At 42.8% G+C, this 18,970-nt stretch carries 19 protein-coding genes and 2 tRNA genes; 2 read left to right on the top strand and 19 right to left on the bottom strand.

What is annotated here, in order from left to right; translation table 11 throughout:
* Window positions 1-165: 165 nt before the first annotated feature.
* Together Q7657_RS14200 and Q7657_RS14195 are read right to left on the bottom strand one after the other, a co-directional pair.
* Window positions 166-256 (bottom strand) — tRNA-Ser (locus Q7657_RS14200).
* Window positions 257-285: 29 nt separating this feature from the next.
* Window positions 286-373, bottom strand: a tRNA-Ser gene (locus Q7657_RS14195).
* A gap of 524 nt (window positions 374-897) precedes the next feature.
* On the opposite strand from Q7657_RS14195, the gene Q7657_RS14190 reads away from it, so the two are divergent.
* Window positions 898-1,470, top strand: coding sequence for a UPF0149 family protein (locus tag Q7657_RS14190; RefSeq protein ID WP_008986623.1), 573 nt, complete (start codon window positions 898-900; stop codon window positions 1,468-1,470).
* 108 nt (window positions 1,471-1,578) lie between these two features.
* Here the strand turns inward: Q7657_RS14190 and nadA are convergent, their stop codons facing one another.
* From nadA to aspS, 17 genes are all read right to left on the bottom strand, one after another.
* A complete protein-coding gene (nadA, locus tag Q7657_RS14185; RefSeq protein WP_008986622.1) occupies window positions 1,579-2,640 on the bottom strand; it encodes a quinolinate synthase NadA in 1,062 nt (353 codons plus the stop codon).
* Window positions 2,641-2,805: 165 nt separating this feature from the next.
* On the bottom strand, window positions 2,806-3,528 hold the full coding sequence (ybgF, locus tag Q7657_RS14180; protein ID WP_107164990.1) for a tol-pal system protein YbgF: 723 nt from the start codon (window positions 3,526-3,528) through the stop codon (window positions 2,806-2,808).
* 22 nt (window positions 3,529-3,550) lie between these two features.
* Window positions 3,551-4,096, bottom strand: coding sequence for a peptidoglycan-associated lipoprotein Pal (gene pal / locus Q7657_RS14175; RefSeq protein ID WP_053988399.1), 546 nt, complete (start codon window positions 4,094-4,096; stop codon window positions 3,551-3,553).
* Between the two features lie 56 nt (window positions 4,097-4,152).
* Window positions 4,153-5,481 (bottom strand): Tol-Pal system beta propeller repeat protein TolB, encoded by a 1,329-nt coding sequence (tolB, locus tag Q7657_RS14170; RefSeq protein WP_023932920.1) that lies wholly within the window; start codon window positions 5,479-5,481, stop codon window positions 4,153-4,155.
* A 36-nt stretch (window positions 5,482-5,517) separates the two neighbouring features.
* Window positions 5,518-6,606: a cell envelope integrity protein TolA gene (gene tolA / locus Q7657_RS14165; protein ID WP_107164989.1), complete on the bottom strand. Its 1,089-nt coding sequence runs from the start codon at window positions 6,604-6,606 to the stop codon at window positions 5,518-5,520.
* A gap of 11 nt (window positions 6,607-6,617) precedes the next feature.
* Window positions 6,618-7,061 carry a protein TolR gene (gene tolR / locus Q7657_RS14160; protein WP_008986617.1) on the bottom strand — a complete coding sequence of 148 codons (444 nt, stop codon included), beginning with the start codon at window positions 7,059-7,061 and terminating at the stop codon, window positions 6,618-6,620.
* 3 nt (window positions 7,062-7,064) lie between these two features.
* Window positions 7,065-7,754: a protein TolQ gene (tolQ, locus tag Q7657_RS14155; protein ID WP_053988402.1), complete on the bottom strand. Its 690-nt coding sequence runs from the start codon at window positions 7,752-7,754 to the stop codon at window positions 7,065-7,067.
* Window positions 7,755-8,159, bottom strand: coding sequence for a tol-pal system-associated acyl-CoA thioesterase (gene ybgC, locus Q7657_RS14150; RefSeq protein WP_107164988.1), 405 nt, complete (start codon window positions 8,157-8,159; stop codon window positions 7,755-7,757). It lies immediately after the preceding gene.
* Between the two features lie 289 nt (window positions 8,160-8,448).
* A complete protein-coding gene (gene ybgE, locus Q7657_RS14145) occupies window positions 8,449-8,751 on the bottom strand; it encodes a cyd operon protein YbgE (RefSeq protein WP_053988404.1) in 303 nt (100 codons plus the stop codon).
* The gene (gene cydX, locus Q7657_RS14140; RefSeq protein WP_042116804.1) at window positions 8,744-8,851 is read right to left on the bottom strand and encodes a cytochrome bd-I oxidase subunit CydX; all 108 of its coding nucleotides are present in this window, start codon (window positions 8,849-8,851) and stop codon (window positions 8,744-8,746) included. Before cydX ends, ybgE begins: the two co-directional genes overlap by 8 nt.
* Window positions 8,852-8,864: 13 nt before the next feature.
* The gene (cydB, locus tag Q7657_RS14135) at window positions 8,865-10,001 is read right to left on the bottom strand and encodes a cytochrome d ubiquinol oxidase subunit II (RefSeq protein ID WP_107164987.1); all 1,137 of its coding nucleotides are present in this window, start codon (window positions 9,999-10,001) and stop codon (window positions 8,865-8,867) included.
* Between the two features lie 17 nt (window positions 10,002-10,018).
* Window positions 10,019-11,605 carry a cytochrome ubiquinol oxidase subunit I gene (cydA, locus tag Q7657_RS14130; protein WP_053988406.1) on the bottom strand — a complete coding sequence of 529 codons (1,587 nt, stop codon included), beginning with the start codon at window positions 11,603-11,605 and terminating at the stop codon, window positions 10,019-10,021.
* 961 nt (window positions 11,606-12,566) lie between these two features.
* Window positions 12,567-13,586 carry a Holliday junction branch migration DNA helicase RuvB gene (gene ruvB / locus Q7657_RS14125; RefSeq protein WP_107164986.1) on the bottom strand — a complete coding sequence of 340 codons (1,020 nt, stop codon included), beginning with the start codon at window positions 13,584-13,586 and terminating at the stop codon, window positions 12,567-12,569.
* A 26-nt stretch (window positions 13,587-13,612) separates the two neighbouring features.
* Window positions 13,613-14,236 carry a Holliday junction branch migration protein RuvA gene (gene ruvA, locus Q7657_RS14120; protein ID WP_053988408.1) on the bottom strand — a complete coding sequence of 208 codons (624 nt, stop codon included), beginning with the start codon at window positions 14,234-14,236 and terminating at the stop codon, window positions 13,613-13,615.
* Window positions 14,237-14,410: 174 nt separating this feature from the next.
* The gene (gene ruvC / locus Q7657_RS14115) at window positions 14,411-14,932 is read right to left on the bottom strand and encodes a crossover junction endodeoxyribonuclease RuvC (RefSeq protein WP_008986609.1); all 522 of its coding nucleotides are present in this window, start codon (window positions 14,930-14,932) and stop codon (window positions 14,411-14,413) included.
* 22 nt (window positions 14,933-14,954) lie between these two features.
* On the bottom strand, window positions 14,955-15,701 hold the full coding sequence (locus tag Q7657_RS14110; RefSeq protein ID WP_107164985.1) for a YebC/PmpR family DNA-binding transcriptional regulator: 747 nt from the start codon (window positions 15,699-15,701) through the stop codon (window positions 14,955-14,957).
* A gap of 207 nt (window positions 15,702-15,908) precedes the next feature.
* Window positions 15,909-17,699 carry an aspartate--tRNA ligase gene (gene aspS, locus Q7657_RS14105; RefSeq protein ID WP_498827397.1) on the bottom strand — a complete coding sequence of 597 codons (1,791 nt, stop codon included), beginning with the start codon at window positions 17,697-17,699 and terminating at the stop codon, window positions 15,909-15,911.
* A 321-nt stretch (window positions 17,700-18,020) separates the two neighbouring features.
* Here aspS and Q7657_RS14100 point away from each other — a divergent pair, with 321 nt between their 5' ends.
* Window positions 18,021-18,929 carry a DUF72 domain-containing protein gene (locus tag Q7657_RS14100; protein WP_107164983.1) on the top strand — a complete coding sequence of 303 codons (909 nt, stop codon included), beginning with the start codon at window positions 18,021-18,023 and terminating at the stop codon, window positions 18,927-18,929.
* Window positions 18,930-18,970: the final 41 nt, after the last annotated feature.

Genomic DNA, 18,970 nt, shown 5'->3' with positions numbered 1-18,970 from the left:
GGCTGCTGAGAATTAACTCAGCAGCCTTCTTTAATATGGCGGAGCTGCTCTGGATATTAGAGGATTTGAACCCTTCTAATATCAGTATCAGATTAATTAAAAAAGTATTAAAACTTACAGATGCAAAAAAGCCGCTAAGGGTTAACTTAGCGGCTTTCTTTAATATGGCGGAGAGATAGGGATTTGAACCCTAGATACGCTATTAACGTATGCCGGTTTTCAAGACCGGTGCTTTCAACCACTCAGCCATCTCTCCTAAATTGTGTTCTCTTATTAAATAAGAGATGGCGGTGAGGGAGGGATTCGAACCCTCGATACGTTGCCGTATACACACTTTCCAGGCGTGCTCCTTCAGCCACTCGGACACCTCACCACTTGTTGTTGATAGGCTATGCCTCTCAACGGACGGCTACTATATTGTGCTAAGGGTATAAGGTCAAGACAAAACTGAAATCCCTTTTTTAAGTGCTTACTTTTACAACAAAATTATCATCAATGTTAAAATATCTCTTCCCCTGCTCTATATTGGCGCAATTAGCCTGTTACAATGGTTGATATACCCAAGTGACTTTAATATGCCTGATTCAGAGCGAGGTCACTGAGTTGAATTCAAGGAAGACAACGAAGCGGAATAGCGAGCTCTTTCCAAGTTGTTTGACGTATGAAGTCGGCTCAGTGACACGCTCCCAAAGGGCGAGCGTCCTTAGCTCTCAGACTTTGTTAACGATTCTCAATGTAGAACCACTATATCTTCGAATCGTTGCCGCGCCTGAGAACTAAGGTCGTCTCGCTGAACACTGCATCTTAAAGTTACTTGGGTATATAACGTTATTACTCTTTCGTTGATCGTTAAATACGTCTAGTAATACCCTAACAATGATTAAATAGAGATAGTTTATGTCTTCACAACTTAACGTCATTTTGCAAGATCAACACCTTGCCGAACAGCTACTTAACGAATCTCAAACTCGTGGTTTTGTCACTGCGATGGCTGCTGCGCCAAACATTATTGATCCCGCTGAATGGTTAGCATTTTTATGGGGCGGTGAAGAAATCTCACCTTTTAGCACTCATGAAGAATTAGAAGCGTACGCTAACGCGATCATTGATATTTGGAATGAAGCGCGTAAAGCCCTATTTGAAAGCACGTGGAAATGGCCTGAAGGCTGTGCTCTTGATGATGGTCAGATTGTGACTCAAGAGACCAGCGACTTCTGTGAAGGTATGCTGCAAGGCTGGCAATTAGCACGTGATGATTGGGAAACTATTATGCCACCTGAAAGTGAAGACAATGCCCTACTTGGCGGCGTATTACTTTCAATCAGCTTATTGTTCGATCCTGAAACTGCATTAGAAGCATTAAGCGAGCAAGGTGCTGACGCTCTGGCGCAGTTTGAAGAGATCTTCAATGCGATCCCAACCATGCTATGTGGCTTAACACAACGTGGTGCTCAGCTAGTAGAAGCGTAAATATCACGCAGCTCTGCAAGCAAAAACAACAAAGGCGAACATGATGTTCGCCTTTTTAGTATCTGTTATCTTGCTGTTTGCTAGTGCTTAGCTAGAGATAAGCGTTAATTACGCATTCCCTTTTACTTTCAATTGCAATTCAGCGGCAAAATCTAGCATACGATTTAGTGGGATCAATGATTTTTCACGTAGTGATTCATCAACAAAGATCTCATGTTGTTCACCACCTTCAGATAACCCAGTGTAAATCGCTTTTAAGCCATTCATTGCCATCCACGGACAATGCGCACAGCTTCGACATGTTGCGCCTGCACCTGCTGTTGGGGCTTCAACCAACTCTTTTTCAGGTACCATTTGCTGCATTTTAAAGAAGATACCTTTATCGGTCGCCACAATCAGCTTTTTATTCGGCAGCTCTTTGGCGGCTTTAATTAACTGACTTGTTGAACCTACCGCATCCGCTAAAGCAACAACACTCGCTGGTGATTCTGGGTGAACCAAAATCGCTGCATCTGGGTAAAGGTGTTTCATGTCACGCAGTGCTTTAGCAGAGAACTCGTCGTGAACGATACACTCACCCTGCCATAACAGCATGTCTGCGCCTGTTTTCTTTTGAATATATGAGCCTAGGTGACGATCTGGCCCCCAGATAATTTTCTTATCTTCACTATCTAGGTGCTCAACAATTTCAAGTGCAATACTGGATGTGACAACCCAATCAGCACGTGCTTTTACGGCTGCTGATGTATTGGCATACACCACAACGGTGTGATCTGGGTGAGCATCACAAAACTCACTAAAGGCATCAACAGGACAGCCTAAATCTAGTGAACATTCCGCTTCTAAGGTTGGCATTAATACACGCTTTTCAGGTGTCAGAATTTTCGCTGACTCACCCATAAAACGAACACCACAAATGATCAGGGTTGTTGCTGGGTGTTGGTTACCAAAACGTGCCATTTCAAGGGAATCACCAACGAATCCACCCGTTTCTTCTGCTAATGCTTGGATCTCTGGATCGGTGTAATAGTGCGCCACCAGCACTGCATCTTTTTCCTTTAGCAGTTGCTTAATTTGCTCAATATAATTTTGTTTTTCAGCATCAGTTAATGGCGCAGGTTTCGGCGGAAACGGGTAAACCATCTCCGATGGATCAAATGTAATACTCATTATTCACTTGCTCGTTAGCATTCCTTTTGTGTCCGAACATTATACGCTGGATTTCCTAAATTTCACCTTTAACCAACACAGCTTCGACCTAACGGTAACAAAAAAGCCTAGGAACAAAGTGATGCTTTGCTACCTAGGCTTTCATTACATGCTGAGTTAACAGGATTATTTCAGCTTAGCTAATGCTGTTTTTGCCTGTTGTGCTGTGGTTGAGTTCGGGTACGATTTCACCACTTCTTGGTAATAGGTTTTCGCTGTTGCAACGTCATTACTACGCTCTGCAATCACACCAAGTTTCAATAATGCGTCGGCACGTTTGCTTGAATCTTTGGTGTCGGCAACCACTTTGAAGTTCGTCGCAGCATCCGCTAATTGGTTCTGAGCAAAGAACAACTGCCCTAGCCAGTAACTTGCATTTGGCTTGTATACTGAATCTGGGTAGGTGGTTAAGAAGCTTTGGAACGCTTTAGTTGCGCCTTTGTAATCTTTATCTTTTAAGATCAGATTAACCGCTTTTTCGTACGCTGCGTTTTCACTGACGTTGCTTGAGTAAGCTTCAGTTGAAGCTGGTTCTTTTTTCTCTTCTGCTGGCGCTGCTTTCTCAGGCTGACGGCTTAAGTTATCCACTTCACGGTAGATTTCACGTTGACGATCAACGATCTTCTTAATGTCGTAGCTGTTACGCTCAACATTGCCACGTAGCTCATCAATATCTGAAGACATTTGATCTAAGCGACGCTGCATCTGCAATTGTACTTGGCCTTGCGCTTCTAACATGCGCTCTAGGCTATCTAAATTCGCTGCCGATACAGGCGCGGCGACCACTTGGGTCGCCGCGCTCATCAGCAACACTAATGCAAGTTTTCGCATTACTTTGTTACTGCTCATATTTTTGTTTACCTAAATCAGATTAGTAAACTAAAACCGCACGACGGTTTTTCGCGTAGTCAGCATCAGTGTGACCTAACACTAGAGGTTTTTCTTCACCGTAGCTAACGATTGAAAGTTGGCTTGCAGGTACACCTAATGCTTGTAGGTATTGTGCTACAGCTGTTGCACGACGCTCACCTAGTGCAATGTTGTATTCTGGCGTACCACGCTCATCAGCATGACCTTCAACAATCACTTTTACACTTGGGTGGTCACGTAGGTAAGCTGCGTGTGCTTCTAGCATTGCTTGATATTCAGGTTGGATTTCTGAGTTATCAAACTTGAAGAATACTGTTTGCTCTTGACGAAGTTGCTGAAGCTGTTGCTCTAACAGTTGCTCTTCGCTCATGCTACCTGATTGATCAACTGGCGATACAATTGATTGATCTGGACGAGAATTACCGCCACCGTTGGTACCATTTTGGTTAGCCGCAGAGCTGTCTGCACTATCAGTTGAGCTACACGCAGCCAATGTCATCATTGGCAGTACAATAGCTAAACTTTTTAAAATTTTGTTCAGTTGCATCTATATTTCCTTTTTAAACTCAGTAATGCCTACAAGGCAAATTAAGCTAGTTCAAATTATAAAAACGGTCCCCATGATGGAGCACGTACACGTTTACTGCTTGACGGCAAACGCGCTTGGAAACGACCATCGATAGATACCAAAGATAATTCATAAGTACCATTATTCTGCGCAGAGCTATAAATAATCATACTACCGTTAGGGGCAATGCTTGGTGATTCCGCAAGACGAGCTTTGGTCAAAATTTGCATCGCACCAGTTTTAAGATCTTGTTTAGCAATGTTGTAACCACTGTCTGAACGGTTAACAACAACAAGGTAACGACCATCAGGGGTTACTTGTGGACCCATGTTCTGGCTGCCCTGCCATGTTACACGCTGAGTATCACCTGTTGCTAAATCCATGTGGTAAACCTGAGGACGTCCACCACGATCTGACGTGAAGTAAATAGACTGACCATCTGGTGCCCAAACCGCTTCGGTGTTGTTTGCACGACCATGAGTGATTTGACGCAATTGCTTAGTGCGAAGATCTTTAATGTAAACCTGTAGGCTACCTGTTTTAGATAATACCATCGCTAGCTTGCTACCATCAGGTGAGAACTGAGGTGAACCATTGTGACGAGGGTAATCTGCCACGACTTCACGCTTACCTGTGTAGATATCTAACACGAAGATCTGTGCTTTACCGCTTTCAAAACTTACGTATGCCAGTTTGCTACCATCTGGTGACCATGCTGGTGACATTAGCGGCTGCTTAGATTTCAACACTACGCGCTCGTTGTAACCATCGTAATCAGCAACAAGTAGCTGGTATGGGAATTTCGCCCCTTGATTGTTATCAACGTAAGCAATACGGGTTAGGAACGCACCGCGCTCACCCGTGAGCTTTTGGTAAATCAAATCAGAAATACGGTGAGCATATTGACGCATGCGATTTGGTTTTACTGATGCTTGGTTATTCAGCAGCAGATAATCACCTTTCGCCGCACCTTCAGTGCCCGCAGCTAGCTTACCTTTGACGATATCAACGAGTTGATAGTTAACAGTGTAATTACCATCTGCATTTTTTGTGATCGTACCTGTCACCACAGCGTCCACACCCATTTTACTCCACGCAGAGTAATCAATTTGGCTTTCGTTGTGAGGTAGTTGTGGCAATTTATTTGTCGGCACTGGGCTGAACTTACCACTTCTTTGTAAATCGGATGCAATTACCGCAGAAATATCTGTCGGTAGTTTACCTTCACCTTCCCATTGGAATGGCACAACACCAATTGGTCGCGCAGAGTCGACACCATCAGTGATCACTAATTCAAGTGCAGCATTTGCAAATTGACTAACGCTTAATAGAGCTAAACATAAGCCCATTATCCAACGTTTCATCCATCGCTCCTATTTTATGTTTCACCACAATCAGTATTATTGTGGCGTTACCGCTAGTTTGATATCTCGTAATTTCTTCACAACATCTGGGTCATCAGGCATCGGGAATTGACTCACCTTCACTACCGCAGATTTCGCTGCACGACACAGTGCACCGTCACCACCATTTTGAGTAACGTCTAACACTAAACCATCAGCAGATAAGCGCATGGTCAAATTACACTCTTGACCTTTAAAACTTTGATCAACTAATAAGTTCTGTTGAATCATTTGTTTGTAGATTGCGCCATAGCGTGCAACTTCATCGGCAATGTGTTGACCACGAGCACCGCCACGTTGTTCACTTTCCGCTTCAAGACCAGCAAACACATCGTTCAATGCGGTTTCTTTTTGCTGTTCAAGTTTCTTCGCTTCTGCAGCTTTACGTTTTGCTTCAGCGTCGGCTTTTTTCTTTGCTTCTGCTGCTTTGCGCTCGGCTTCTAGACGTTTCGCTTCCGCCTCTTTACGCTTAGCTTCGGCTTTCGCTGCCTCTTCTTCGGCTTTCTTCTTCGCTGCTATTTGCTTTTGACGCTCTTGCTCAGCTTTACGGCTTGCTTCTTCCGCTTTACGTTGCTCTGCCAGTTTTTGCTGACGAACTTGCTCGGCTTTTTCCGCAGCCTCTTGCTTGGCTTTACGCTCCGCTTCGGCTTTTGCTGCTTGTGCTTTCGCGACTTTAGCAGCCTCTTCTGCTTTACGCTTTTCTTCTGCCGCTTGCTTTTGCTGCTCTGCAACTAGCTTACGTTGTTCTTCTGCTTCACGGGCTTCTTTTTCAGCTTTTAGCTTATCGGCTTTTAGCTGACGAACTCGCTCTGCTTCGGCTTTTCGCTGCTTTTCAAGAGCTTCAGTTTGCTGCTCTAAACGTTTTTTGCGTTCTTGCTCAGCACGTTTAGCAGCTTCTCTTTGCTCTCTAATTTGCTTTGCTTGTTGGTTGATCATGGCAGGATCAACCACAACAGCCTGAATGGTATTGCCGCCAGTCTCTGATTTATGCATGGTAAAATCAGCGCCCCACAGCAATAGTCCTATCAATAGCGCATGAAGAAATAACGATATTAAGGTGGAACCTGTGTAATTGTTATTTTTCATTCGTGACTACCTTATTGCTCAAGAGGCTCAGTCATCAAGCCAACAGAGCCAACACCTGCTTGGTTTAAGGCATCTAATGTTTCGATAATATGAGCGTAAGGTGTACGACCATCACCGCCCACCATCACTAATGTTTTTGGCTGCGCCGCCATTTGGGCTTTCACACGCGCCAATACTTCTTGCAGTGATAGACCACGTTGCATGTCAGCATTATCAATACTCACACCTAAGTGACCATCTTTATCCACTTCAACAATGATTGGCGGCGTGTCGCTATCTTTATTCATATCAGCGACGGTTTCAGCTGTGGTGGTTTGTGGTAATTCCACGTCCACACCTTGGCTAACAAACGGTGCTGTTACCATAAAGATGATCAACAGTACCAACATCACGTCGATATAAGGTACTACGTTGATTTCTGCCGTCATCTTGCGCTTTTTTGGTTGATAAGCCATCGCTTATTGCTCCTGGTTAGCGGCAAATGCTTGACGGTGTAAAATGCTTGAAAACTCTTCCATGAATGTTGCGTAAGTGTGCTCTAGTTTCGCTACTTTGTTAGTTAGACGGTTGTAGAACATAACTGCAGGAATCGCGGCAAACAGACCCATTGCTGTTGCAACTAGCGCTTCTGCAATACCCGGAGCAACCATTGCTAATGTTGCTTGCTTAACCGCACCTAGCGCGATGAACGCTGTCATGATACCCCATACCGTACCAAACAGACCGATGTATGGGCTGATTGAACCTACTGTTGCTAAAAATGGCAGGCTTGTTTCTAGCTCATCCACTTCTTTAGACAGTGATACGCGCATTGCACGACCTGTACCTTCCATTACAGCTTCTGGCACTTTGTCATTACTACGGTGTAGACGCGCAAATTCTTTAAAACCTGAATAGAAAATTTGCTCTGAGCCTGTTAGCTCATCTTTACGCGCTTGTACTTCTTTATATAGCTGAGATAAATCAACACCAGACCAAAAACGATCCTCAAACTGTGCTGCTTTACGGCTTGCTTCAGACAAGACTTGTGAACGCTTAATGATCATTGCCCATGATGCAATCGACATACCAAGCAAAATAAGCATTACCATTTTCACAAGCAAACTGGCTTGCATAAAAAGGTCTAAAATCGTCAGTTCTGAGTTCACTTAATTTATCTCCGGCTTTAACTGTTCTGGAAGTGCCCTTGGCTTCATTTTGGTAGGATCAATACATGCAACCTTCACCAATGCCTTACACAACACTTCATTACTACTATTTACTAATTCTTGATGAAATTCGATGGATGCCCCTTTCGGGTTTTGTAATACGGTATGTACCATCAATTGATCATCTAGCTTTGCACCTCGTAGGAAATCGATGTTCACATTACGAACAACAAAGCTGATATTTTGTGAAAATAATTGCTGCTGATGTAGCCCAATTGTTCTCAAAAATTCGGTTCGAGCACGCTCAAAAAACTTCAAATAATTGGCATGGTAAACGAGCCCACCAACATCTGTGTCTTCATAGTAAATGGTTACCGGCCACTTAAAAACATCAAGTTGTTTCATTTTATTACCATCACAGCCCACCTATCATTCAGATAAGCAAAAAAATTCTGTCGCTACTATACATCAAGTTAATGTGAGGTTGTTACTGACGGATGCCCTTCGTCGGCTATTTTACCGAAAATTAGCCCTCTCGTGCTCATTCTGACAATCAAATCACATTTCTGTTCACATACCATGCTCAGTAATCTTCAGTTCTGTTAATGGTGCCGAAGTTTCATACTTTTGTTATAAAAAAACGGCTCGCTACAAGGTAGCAAGCCGTTTTTTGTTCTTGGGTTTATACGCTTTATTACAAGAAGTACAAACCTAGAATATAGATCAATATAGGTAGTGCGATAATTGGCGAGAAAAATAACTGCCAATACCAACGATGAGGAACAAAACTCATGCCAAATACCATGGCACTACAGGTTGCCCAAATCATCAATGGTGCAATCACCGGATTAAATCCGCCAATAGCTTCAGCGAATTGATGCGGTTCCCACATTACCAACCCAGCAACAGTCACTGCCATTGCAATCGCTAGTAGTTTCAGTGGAAGCTTCATCAACGGTGCATGCACTGTTTTTATCGCACGCTCTATATTACTCACTGTCTTTATCCATATCTTCAGTCGTTTCAAGCCATAGGGCATTGATAATACCGAAAGAACAAGCCAGAAGAATGCCTAGAATCCAAGCAAAATACCACATGTTGTTCTACTCCTTAGTACAGTGAAGTGCTGTTGTCTTCGATATATTTAGTATCAAGACGACCAAACATTTTGTAGTAACACCAAGCGGTGTAAGCCAAGATCACAGGAACCATAATAAAGGCAACTACTGTCATCAGTTTCAGTGTTAACTCAGATGATGTTGCATCCCAAATCGTCAAGCTGATGTTTGGATCTAGGCTTGAAGGCATAATGAATGGGAATGTTGCAAAACCAAACGTTAATACCACGCCAACCATAGTTAGGCTTGAGAATAAGAACGCAAAACCTGCGCGGTTAGCGCGTGAACACAGTGCAGTCAGTAACGGCATTACTACAGCTAGGATTGGCGCAATCCATAGTGCTGGGTAGTTAGCGTAGTTAATGAATAGTGCACCTGTCTGACGCATTACTTCTTTAGTTGTTGGATCTGAAGGCGCGTTTTTCACGATTTCAGATGTGATCACATAACCGTTGATGCTTTGAGATACGATACCAGCAATAACAAATACAACTGCCATGATAATTGCAGAAGCTGCAGCTACGTTACGTGAACGTGCATGGATTGCATCTGTTGTTTTCATTTGCAGGAATGTTGCACCTTGCGTCACGATCATCAGTAAGCTAACAACACCACATAGTAGGGCAAATGGGTTTAGTAGACCGAAGAATGAACCCTTATAAGTTGGGATCATGAACTCGTTTAGCTCAAATGGAACACCTTGCATTAGGTTACCGAACGCAACACCGAAGATCACTGGTGGTACAAAGCTACCTACGAAGATGGCTTTATCCCAAAGGCTACGCCATTTTGGATCAGTCAGTTTAGAGCGGTAATCGAAACCTAATGGACGTAGCCAAAGTGCAGCTAGCGTCAGGATCATTGCAACGTAGAAGCCAGAGAATACTGTTGCGTAAACAAGTGGCCATGCTGCAAACAATGCACCACCAGCGGTGATTAACCATACTTGGTTACCATCCCAGTGAGGTGCGATCGAGTTGATCATCACTCGGCGTTCGCTATCTGTTTTACCAATGATATGAGAAAGGATACCTACACCCATATCGAAACCATCAGTGATAGCAAAACCGATACATAACACACCGATTAATAACCACCAAATTAGTCGCAAGCTTTCATAATCAAACATTATTTGTTTCTCCCTGCTTACGCTTCAACTTGACGTGAAACCACATCTTGTTTTGTGTCATTTTGTTCGAAATGGTAGCGACCTGTTTTCAAGCTACTTGGACCAAGACGAGCGAACTTAACCATCAGGTAAACTTCAGCCACTAGGAACGCCGTGTATAGCGCTAGAATCGCTGCTAGTGAGAACCATAGTTGAGACGGTTCTAGGTTAGATGCTGCCATGTGTACTGGAAGGATCTCACCTACTGCCCATGGTTGACGACCGTATTCTGCAACGAACCAACCTGCTTCAATCGCAATCCAAGGTAGTGGAATACCGTATAGTGCAGCTTTAAGTACTAGCTTGTTACCTGTGATCTTATGACGGCAAGACTGGATAAATGCAGCACCAATGATTGCAAACATTAGGAAGCCTGCACCCACCATAATACGGAAGCTAAAGAATAGCGGCCATACTGTAGGGATTGAGTCATCAACTGCTTTTTGAATTTGCTCGTCTGTCGCATCAACAACTTTGTCAGTGTAAGGCTTAAGAAGTAGGCCGTAACCTAGATCTTTCTTCACTTCATCAAATGCTGCAATGTTTTCAGGTGTCTTGTCACCAGCACGTAGTTTCTCTAGTAGGCCGTATGCAACCATACCGTTACGAATACGTACTTCGTGCTCTTTCTTAAGATCACGGATACCTGTTACTTGCGTATCAAGAGAACGTGTTGCAATGATACCCATTAGGTAAGGGATCTTAATTGCGTAATCTGTTTCCATGGTTTCTTGATTAGGGAAACCAAAGGCAGTAAATGCTGCTGGCGCTGGCTCTGTGTGCCATTCCGCTTCAATTGCTGCTAGTTTTGTTTTCTGAACGTCGCCTAGCTCGTAACCTGACTCATCACCAAGGATCATTACAGAAACGATAGATGCCATACCGAACGCTGCAGCGATTGCAAATGAACGACGTGCAAACGCGATATCACGGCCTTTCAGCATGTAGTATGCACTAACACCTAGAATGAACATTGCACCACATACATAACCAGAAGCTACAGTGTGAACGAATTTCACCTGTGCTACAGGGTTAAGTACTACGTCTGCAAAGCTCACCATTTCCATACGCATTGTTTCAAAGTTGAAATCTGCGCCAACTGGGTTTTGCATCCAGCCGTTTGCAACCAGAATCCATAGTGCGGAAAAGTTTGAGCCAAGAGCAACTAGCCAAGTGACAGTAAGGTGCTGACGCTTAGATAGGCGATCCCAACCAAAGAAGAACATGCCGACTAACGTTGATTCTAGGAAGAAAGCCATTAGTGCTTCGATTGCAAGAGGTGCACCGAAGATATCACCAACATAGTGAGAGTAGTACGCCCAGTTTGTACCAAACTGGAACTCCATAGATAGGCCAGTAGCCACACCAAGAGCAAAGTTAATGGCGAAAAGCTTACCCCAGAACTTTGTCATGTCCTTGTAGATTTGCTTTCCAGTCATTACATAAACAGACTCCATAATGGCTAGTAGGAAAGCCATACCTAGAGTCAATGGAACGAACAAAAAGTGATACATCGCTGTTAAAGCGAACTGTAACCGCGATAGTTCGACGACATCAGTTAACATTGATAACTCCTTTATTCACCAGCTGACTGGCGACAGTACTACATACGTACCGATTTATTGGGTTTAGCTTTTATATAGAAAAGACATCGCAATCTTGCCGACCTTCCTGATCGCTTGTTAATAATTAGCAAGCGTCCATATTATGTTGCAATATTGTTTAAATAAATTTAATTTAACGTTATTCTATAGCTAATTTAGTCGGAGCTAATATTACAGATATTAGATCTAATCTTCAAAGAATTTATTACAAGTTTTGCTTTGACAAATATCAATAAAAACGGCGCTTGATAGCCAGTACGAGGGTATATTTGATTTAGATCAAATATAGAAAGAGATTGGCGGGAAATTTAAAGATTTCGGAAGAATTTCAATAATAACAATTATATTCATACTGTCATAGTACGACATATTCTATTCTCATTTCATTACACTCAAACGAGACATATAACGACATGACATATGAAGTTTAAACGCTAAGCTTATAAAAAATAAGTTCATTATTGACCAACTTCCTCTATTAGCCCCTAACACATCCTTTTCATGTATTAGAAAATATAATAACAACCTATACGATAAATCACTTTTACTATTCTCCATGCGTATTAAAATCATTTCATAGTCTGTTAGGACGATTTATTTCTTATGTAAGATCAACCTGTTAATGCCATTATTTTATTATTGGTGAGGATATAGTTATGAATAACATAATGAATAGAATTATTATGTCATACCAAGCAAGCTTTGCTCAGTTATTTAAAAGTGAAAACTATATTCATCATTTTGATGCTCATAAAAACAATAACGATAACTTAAATAATCATCAGAGATTATTTGGTCATAATATTATTATCCAAAATAAAACCTAAAAAGCATAATTAACAACAATTGACTTACATAAACACATAAATATTTACTTATAAAAAAGCGAGGTATATAACCTCGCTTTTTACTCAAGTATTATTTATTTACTGTTTTCAGGTAAATCGAGCCCAAAATGTAAATAGGCGCGATGGGTTGCAATACGTCCTCTTGGAGTACGTTGTAAATAACCTTGCTGTATTAAATAAGGCTCTAACACATCTTCAATGGTGTCTTTCTCTTCACCAATGGCTGCAGCTAGGTTATCTAAACCTACAGGGCCACCCATGAACTTTTCAATAATCGCTAACAGTAACTTACGGTCCATATAATCAAAGCCGCTGCTATCGACATCCAGCATATCTAACGCTTTATTGGCGATATCAGGGCAAATATGACCATTACCTTTTACTTCAGCGTAATCTCGCACACGACGTAATAAACGGTTCGCAATTCGTGGTGTACCACGGGCACGCATGGCAACTTCTAATGCTCCCGCTTCTTCCATTGATAAGCCTAAACAGTTAGCGCTACGACTCACAATGTCTTTAAGATCTTCAACTTTGTAGTATTCCAAACGCTGAGTAATACCAAAGCGATCACGCAACGGAGAAGTCAATGAGCCAGCACGTGTGGTTGCGCCAATTAAAGTAAAAGGCGGTAAATCGATTTTGATCGAGCGTGCAGCAGGACCTTCACCAATCATGATATCTAATTGGTAGTCTTCCATTGCAGGATACAGTACTTCTTCTACTTGTGGGCTTAAACGGTGGATCTCATCAATGAATAAGACGTCGTTTTCTTCAAGATTGGTCAGAAGTGCCGCTAAGTCCCCTGCTTTTTCAAGTACTGGACCTGAAGTAGTACGGATACTTACTCCCATTTCGTTTGCCACAATATTAGCTAATGTGGTTTTACCTAAACCAGGAGGGCCAAAAATCAATAAGTGATCTAACGCTTCATCACGCAATTTAGCTGCTTTGATAAAGATTTCCATTTGATCACGCACATGATCCTGACCTTGATAATCATCCAACAGTTTTGGACGAATCGCGCGATCAATAATGTCATCTTCACGTGTTGTTTCGAAGTTGCCCGAAACCAGTCGATCCGCTTCAATCATAGTTTACTGTCTACTCAATACTTGGTTTATACCATTGAACGAAGTGCATCACGGATAATCGCTTCACTGCTCATTTCTGGCTGTGTCACTTGTGATACGACTTTAGCGGCAATTTGTGGCTTGTAACCCAATGCAATTAATGCGCTTACAGCTTCATCTTCAGCACGTGCTTGATTTGCTGGGTTTTGGATTGGTGCGTTAGATGCTGCGGTATCAAGCGCAGGCGTAAACAGATCACCTTCACCCCACCCTTTTAAGCGATCTTTCATTTCAACTACCAGACGTTCAGCAGTTTTCTTACCGACACCCGGAATTTTCACCAGTGTCGTTACATCTTCTAGCTCAACACTACGTACAAACTGGCTTGCTGTCATCGCAGATAAAATCGCTAAGCCCAATTTAGGCCCAACACCATTGGCTTTGATCACTTCACGGAAAAGCTCACGTTCGCTTTTCTTATTAAAGCCATATAGCAATTGTGCATCTTCACGAACAACAAAGTGAGTAAAAATAATGGCTTCTTGGCCGATCTCTGGTAACTCATAAAAACAGCTCATCGGCATTTGTACTTCATAACCAATACCGCCCACTTCCAGTAAAACTTCTGGTGGCTGTTTTTCAATTACTATTCCGCGTAGTCGACCAATCAAAACATTATCTCTATATTGAATTTAAACTGGCACTAGAATAGTAAAGAGCTGGATGGATATCCAGCACTTTATCACTAGAGAGCCAAGCTGATTTCGCTTTATTGTTTTGCTTCACTAAAATTCAGGCCGAAAAAAAGCAGCTCAAGGCTGCTTTTTATTTTTCCAATATATCATTTATCGATAACGACCACGGCGTGCACCTGTAGCTTTACCGGCCATTGCCACCAATGTTTTATGGGTATGGGCATGACAAATCGCAACGGCTAACGCATCGGCAGCATCGGCTTGCGGTTTTCCAGCCAGTTTAAGTACTGAACACACCATGTGCTGCACTTGGGCTTTATCGGCACCACCTGTGCCTACCACCGCTTGTTTGATCAAACGTGCGGCATATTCACTAACAGGTAAATCGGCATTGACCGCCGCCACAATGGCACTGCCACGAGCCTGCCCTAACTTAATTGCTGAGCTGGCATTTTTGCCCATGAAGACTTCTTCAATGGCAAAGCAATCAGGCTGGAATTGGGTGATCACTTCAGACACCCCCGCATAGATTTGCTTTAATCGTCCGGGAATATCAGGCTCCGAAGTACGAATACAACCACTACCTAAATATTCTAATTTTCGTCCAACCTGACGAATAACCCCGTAACCGGTAATACGAGAGCCGGGGTCAATTCCTAAAATAATCGACATTTAATACAACCATAGCGAGCAATTATTCAAGTATTGCTGCTACTTCATCTGACATGTCACCGTTATGGTAAACTTCTTGAACGTCATCGAGATCTTCTAGTGCATCAATCAGGCGCAGTAGTTTCGGTGCCGTAGTTGCATCTAATTCTGCTTTCGTTGATGGCACTAAGGTTACTTCTGCATTTTCTGCTGTAAAACCTGCCGCATCTAACGCATCTTTCACGCTACCGAAATCAGACGGTGTAGTGTAAACATCAATTGAACCATCATCGTTGGTTTCAATATCATCAGCCCCAGATTCTAGTGCCACTTCCATTACGGCATCTTCATCTAAACCAGCCGCGTATGAAATGACCCCTTTCTTATCGAAAAGGTAACTAACACTACCATCCGTACCTAGATTACCGCCAGCTTTAGAGAATGCATGGCGCACACCTGAAACTGTACGATTACGGTTATCCGTTAAACACTCAACCATTACTGCCGTACCAGCAGGGCCATAACCTTCATAGATAACCGTTTCTACGCCTTCATCACCTTCACCACCAGCACCACGGGTCACTGCACGGTTAATGGTGTCACGGGTCATGTTGTTAGAAAGCGCTTTATCAATAGCAGCACGCAGACGTGGATTGTTATCAACTTCACCACCACCTTCTTTGGCGGCTACGGTAATCTCACGAATTAACTTCGTAAAAATTTTACCGCGTTTGGCATCTTGAGCAGCTTTACGATGTTTAATATTGGCAAATTTACTGTGTCCAGCCATATTATCTCCAGTTGGAAAGTGTTGATACGTGTTACTTATATGAAAACATAAACTAAATAAGTAGTTAAAGCGAACAAAACACTTTTACCAAATGAGCAATAAGCTAAACAATCTAAATGCAGACAACAAAAAAGCCGACACTTTAGATGCTTTTCAAATGAAAGAGGCAAATAAATCGTCGGCTTTTATTAACGCAAATGAATCAGATTATTCTGCGTCTTTTGCTTCTTCTTCTTTCTTAGCAATCTTAACCGCAATAGATAGTTCTTCTAGTGCTGCTGGGTTTGCTAGGCTTGGCGCGTCAGTTAGTAGACATGCTGCTGCTGTTGTTTTAGGGAACGCGATAACATCACGGATGTTGTCTGTACCACAAAGTAGCATTACAAGACGGTCAAGACCGAACGCAAGACCTGCGTGTGGTGGTGTACCGAACTTAAGCGCATCTAGTAGGAAGCCAAACTTCAAGCGTTGCTCGTCTGCATCAATACCTAGGATATCGAACACAGTTGATTGCATTTCAGAGTTGTGGATACGTACAGAACCACCGCCCACTTCGTAGCCGTTAATTACCATATCGTACGCATTTGATAGCGCAGCTGCAGGGTTAGCCGCTAGCTCTTCTGGTGTTAGGTTAAGTGGTGAAGTGAATGGGTGGTGCATTGCAGATAGTGAACCATCTTCGTTCTCTTCGAACATTGGGAAATCAACAACCCAAAGTGGTTTCCATGCTGACTTGTCTGTTAGACCTAGATCTTCACCTAGTTTCAGACGAAGTGCGCCCATTGCTTCTGTTACAACACGCTTGCTGTCTGCACCGAATAGGATGATATCACCAGATTCTGCTTGAGTACGCTCAAGAAGGTTAGCAACCACTTCTTCGTTAAGGAACTTAGCAACAGGAGATTGAACACCTTCAAAGCCTGCAGCGCGATCGTTCACTTTCATCCATGCTAGGCCTTTCGCACCGTAGATACCCACGAACTTAGTGTATTCGTCGATTTGCTTACGGCTTAGCTCTGCGCCACCTGGTACACGGATAACCGCTACGCGACCTTTTTCGTCGTTTGCAGGGCCTGAGAATACTTTGAAATCTACATCTTTTAGGATATCAGCAACGTCTACTAACTCAAGTGGGTTACGTAGATCTGGCTTATCAGAGCCAAAACGACGAGCGGCTTCTTCGAAAGACATGATTGGGAATGTGCCAAGATCAACATTTAGGATCTCTTTCCACATTTCAGTGATCATCTTTTCAGTCACAGCACGAACTTCTTCAGCTGTCATGAAAGACGTTTCGATATCGATCTGAGTAAATTCAGGCTGACGGTCAGCACGTAAATCTTCGTCACGGAAACACTTAACGATTTGGTAGTAACGGTCAAAACCAGACATCATTAGCAGCTGCTTAAATAGCTGTGGTGATTGTGGTAGTGCGTAGAAGTTACCTTTGTGAACACGGCTTGGTACTAGGTAGTCACGTGCACCTTCTGGTGTCGCTTTTGTTAGTACTGGTGTTTCGATATCAAGGAATGCATTGTCATCTAGGAAACGACGAACAAAGCTTGATGCTTTAGCACGTAGCTTGATGCGATCGCTCATTTCTGGACGACGAAGATCTAGGTAACGGTACTTTAGACGTTGCTCTTCAGAGTTCTTTTGGTTGAAGTCTAAAGGTAATACGTCTGAACGGTTGATGATTTCAAGGCCAGTTGCATAAAGTTCAACTTCACCCGTTGCCATGTCTTTATTACATTGGCTTTCAGGACGCTCACGCACTTCACCCGTTAGACGAATACAAAACTCGTTACGTAATTGGTTTGCTAGTGTGAAGATCTCAGTCATATCAGGATCAATAACAACCTGAACCACACCTTCGCGATCACGCATATCAATAAAGATAAGGCCGCCTAAATCACGACGACGGTTTACCCAGCCGCATAACTCGACTGTTTGTCCTGCAAGGGACTTGTTCAGGTGTCCACAATAATGGGTGCGCATAAGAAATTCCCAATCTATATACTTTACATTCCCGCGTTTAGGGTCGATTACGCTAAACGTCGGCTAATTCAATCCCGACCGCTTGCTGTCTAATTTATCGTCTAAATTGGATAGCAAGAAGGCCGAGAGATAAAAATAACGAGGCATTATACCCAAACAGCCTCAATAAGCGAAGTCATCACCACGTAATTCCTCACCAATTGATCATGACTGTTTATTTCCCTATTTCTTTAGTCTATTTGCGCAGTAATTTCACTGTTTTCCTGCTAAATTACCTTACATTAACGTCTTACTGCTGTTTTATTAACCTTAACGAACACTATGTCTTTACCTATGCATCCACCACTGCCGCTTTATCTTGGCTTATCACAATGGTCACATAATCATTGGCTACAAAGTTTGTATGGCAAAGGCTGGAAAAATAGCGACCGCCTATTACGTTACGCCGAGGTTTTTCATACTGTGGAAGGTAATACCACCTTCTATGCCATCCCAAGTATGACAACGGTAAAAAACTGGAACGATGCCACCCCAGAATCGTTCCGCTTTACCTTTAAAATTCCCCAAACCATCACCCATCAGCAGCAACTTCGTCACAGTAATCAAAGCTTGGTGGATTTTCTTAATACCATGTCGCCCGTTGAGGAAAAAACGGGTTGCTGGATGATCCAACTTCCTGCCCGTTTTGCACCTAACGATCTGCCACTACTTGATGCTTTTCTCGATCAATTCCCTAAACACGTCACCACAGGGGTTGAAGTGCGTCATCCGGCATTTTTCGCTAAAGGTGATGAAGAAAAAGCACTCAATAGAATGCTATTAGAAAAAGGCAGTAATAGAATCATCATGGATAGTCGCCCAGTGTTTTCAGCCACACCAAACACTGACGCAGTTATTGATGCGCAAAAGAAGAAACCTCGTGTACCTGTTCACGCCATTGCTACCGCTAATAATCCGGTGATCCGTTTTATTGGTCATCCAGATGATGCTTGTAACGATCCTTTTTTCAAAAACTGGCTACAACGTTTACCGCTGTGGATAGCGGAAGGTAAAACACCGTATTTATTTATTCATACTCCAGATAATAATGCTGCACCTGAATCTGCTCGTCGGTTATATGGCGTGTTACGTGAACATATTGCAAAAACACAGCCGAGCTTGAGCCCTCTGCCTGAACTGGCAATGCCAACAAATACGGAAATGGTTACGCCACAAATATCGTTACTGTGATCGTATATACCCAAGTCACTTCCTTTTATTTTCGGATTAAC

This window comes from Candidatus Photobacterium acropomis (assembly GCF_030685555.1).
GTDB lineage: Bacteria > Pseudomonadota > Gammaproteobacteria > Enterobacterales > Vibrionaceae > Photobacterium > Photobacterium lucens.
The sequence above is the reverse complement of the archived record's forward strand: the minus strand, read 5'-3'. Positions and strand labels throughout refer to the sequence as shown.

Coding starts and splice junctions, on each gene's coding strand:
- Q7657_RS14190 (WP_008986623.1), top strand. CDS start 898: ATGTCTTCACAACTTAACGTCATTTTGCAAGATCAACACCTTGCCGAA.
- nadA (WP_008986622.1), bottom strand. CDS start 2,640: ATGAGTATTACATTTGATCCATCGGAGATGGTTTACCCGTTTCCGCCG.
- ybgF (WP_107164990.1), bottom strand. CDS start 3,528: ATGAGCAGTAACAAAGTAATGCGAAAACTTGCATTAGTGTTGCTGATG.
- pal (WP_053988399.1), bottom strand. CDS start 4,096: ATGCAACTGAACAAAATTTTAAAAAGTTTAGCTATTGTACTGCCAATG.
- tolB (WP_023932920.1), bottom strand. CDS start 5,481: ATGAAACGTTGGATAATGGGCTTATGTTTAGCTCTATTAAGCGTTAGT.
- tolA (WP_107164989.1), bottom strand. CDS start 6,606: ATGAAAAATAACAATTACACAGGTTCCACCTTAATATCGTTATTTCTT.
- tolR (WP_008986617.1), bottom strand. CDS start 7,061: ATGGCTTATCAACCAAAAAAGCGCAAGATGACGGCAGAAATCAACGTA.
- ybgC (WP_107164988.1), bottom strand. CDS start 8,159: ATGAAACAACTTGATGTTTTTAAGTGGCCGGTAACCATTTACTATGAA.
- cydX (WP_042116804.1), bottom strand. CDS start 8,851: ATGTGGTATTTTGCTTGGATTCTAGGCATTCTTCTGGCTTGTTCTTTC.
- cydB (WP_107164987.1), bottom strand. CDS start 10,001: ATGTTTGATTATGAAAGCTTGCGACTAATTTGGTGGTTATTAATCGGT.
- cydA (WP_053988406.1), bottom strand. CDS start 11,605: ATGTTAACTGATGTCGTCGAACTATCGCGGTTACAGTTCGCTTTAACA.
- ruvB (WP_107164986.1), bottom strand. CDS start 13,586: ATGATTGAAGCGGATCGACTGGTTTCGGGCAACTTCGAAACAACACGT.
- ruvC (WP_008986609.1), bottom strand. CDS start 14,932: ATGTCGATTATTTTAGGAATTGACCCCGGCTCTCGTATTACCGGTTAC.
- Q7657_RS14110 (WP_107164985.1), bottom strand. CDS start 15,701: ATGGCTGGACACAGTAAATTTGCCAATATTAAACATCGTAAAGCTGCT.
- aspS (WP_498827397.1), bottom strand. CDS start 17,699: ATGCGCACCCATTATTGTGGACACCTGAACAAGTCCCTTGCAGGACAA.
- Q7657_RS14100 (WP_107164983.1), top strand. CDS start 18,021: ATGTCTTTACCTATGCATCCACCACTGCCGCTTTATCTTGGCTTATCA.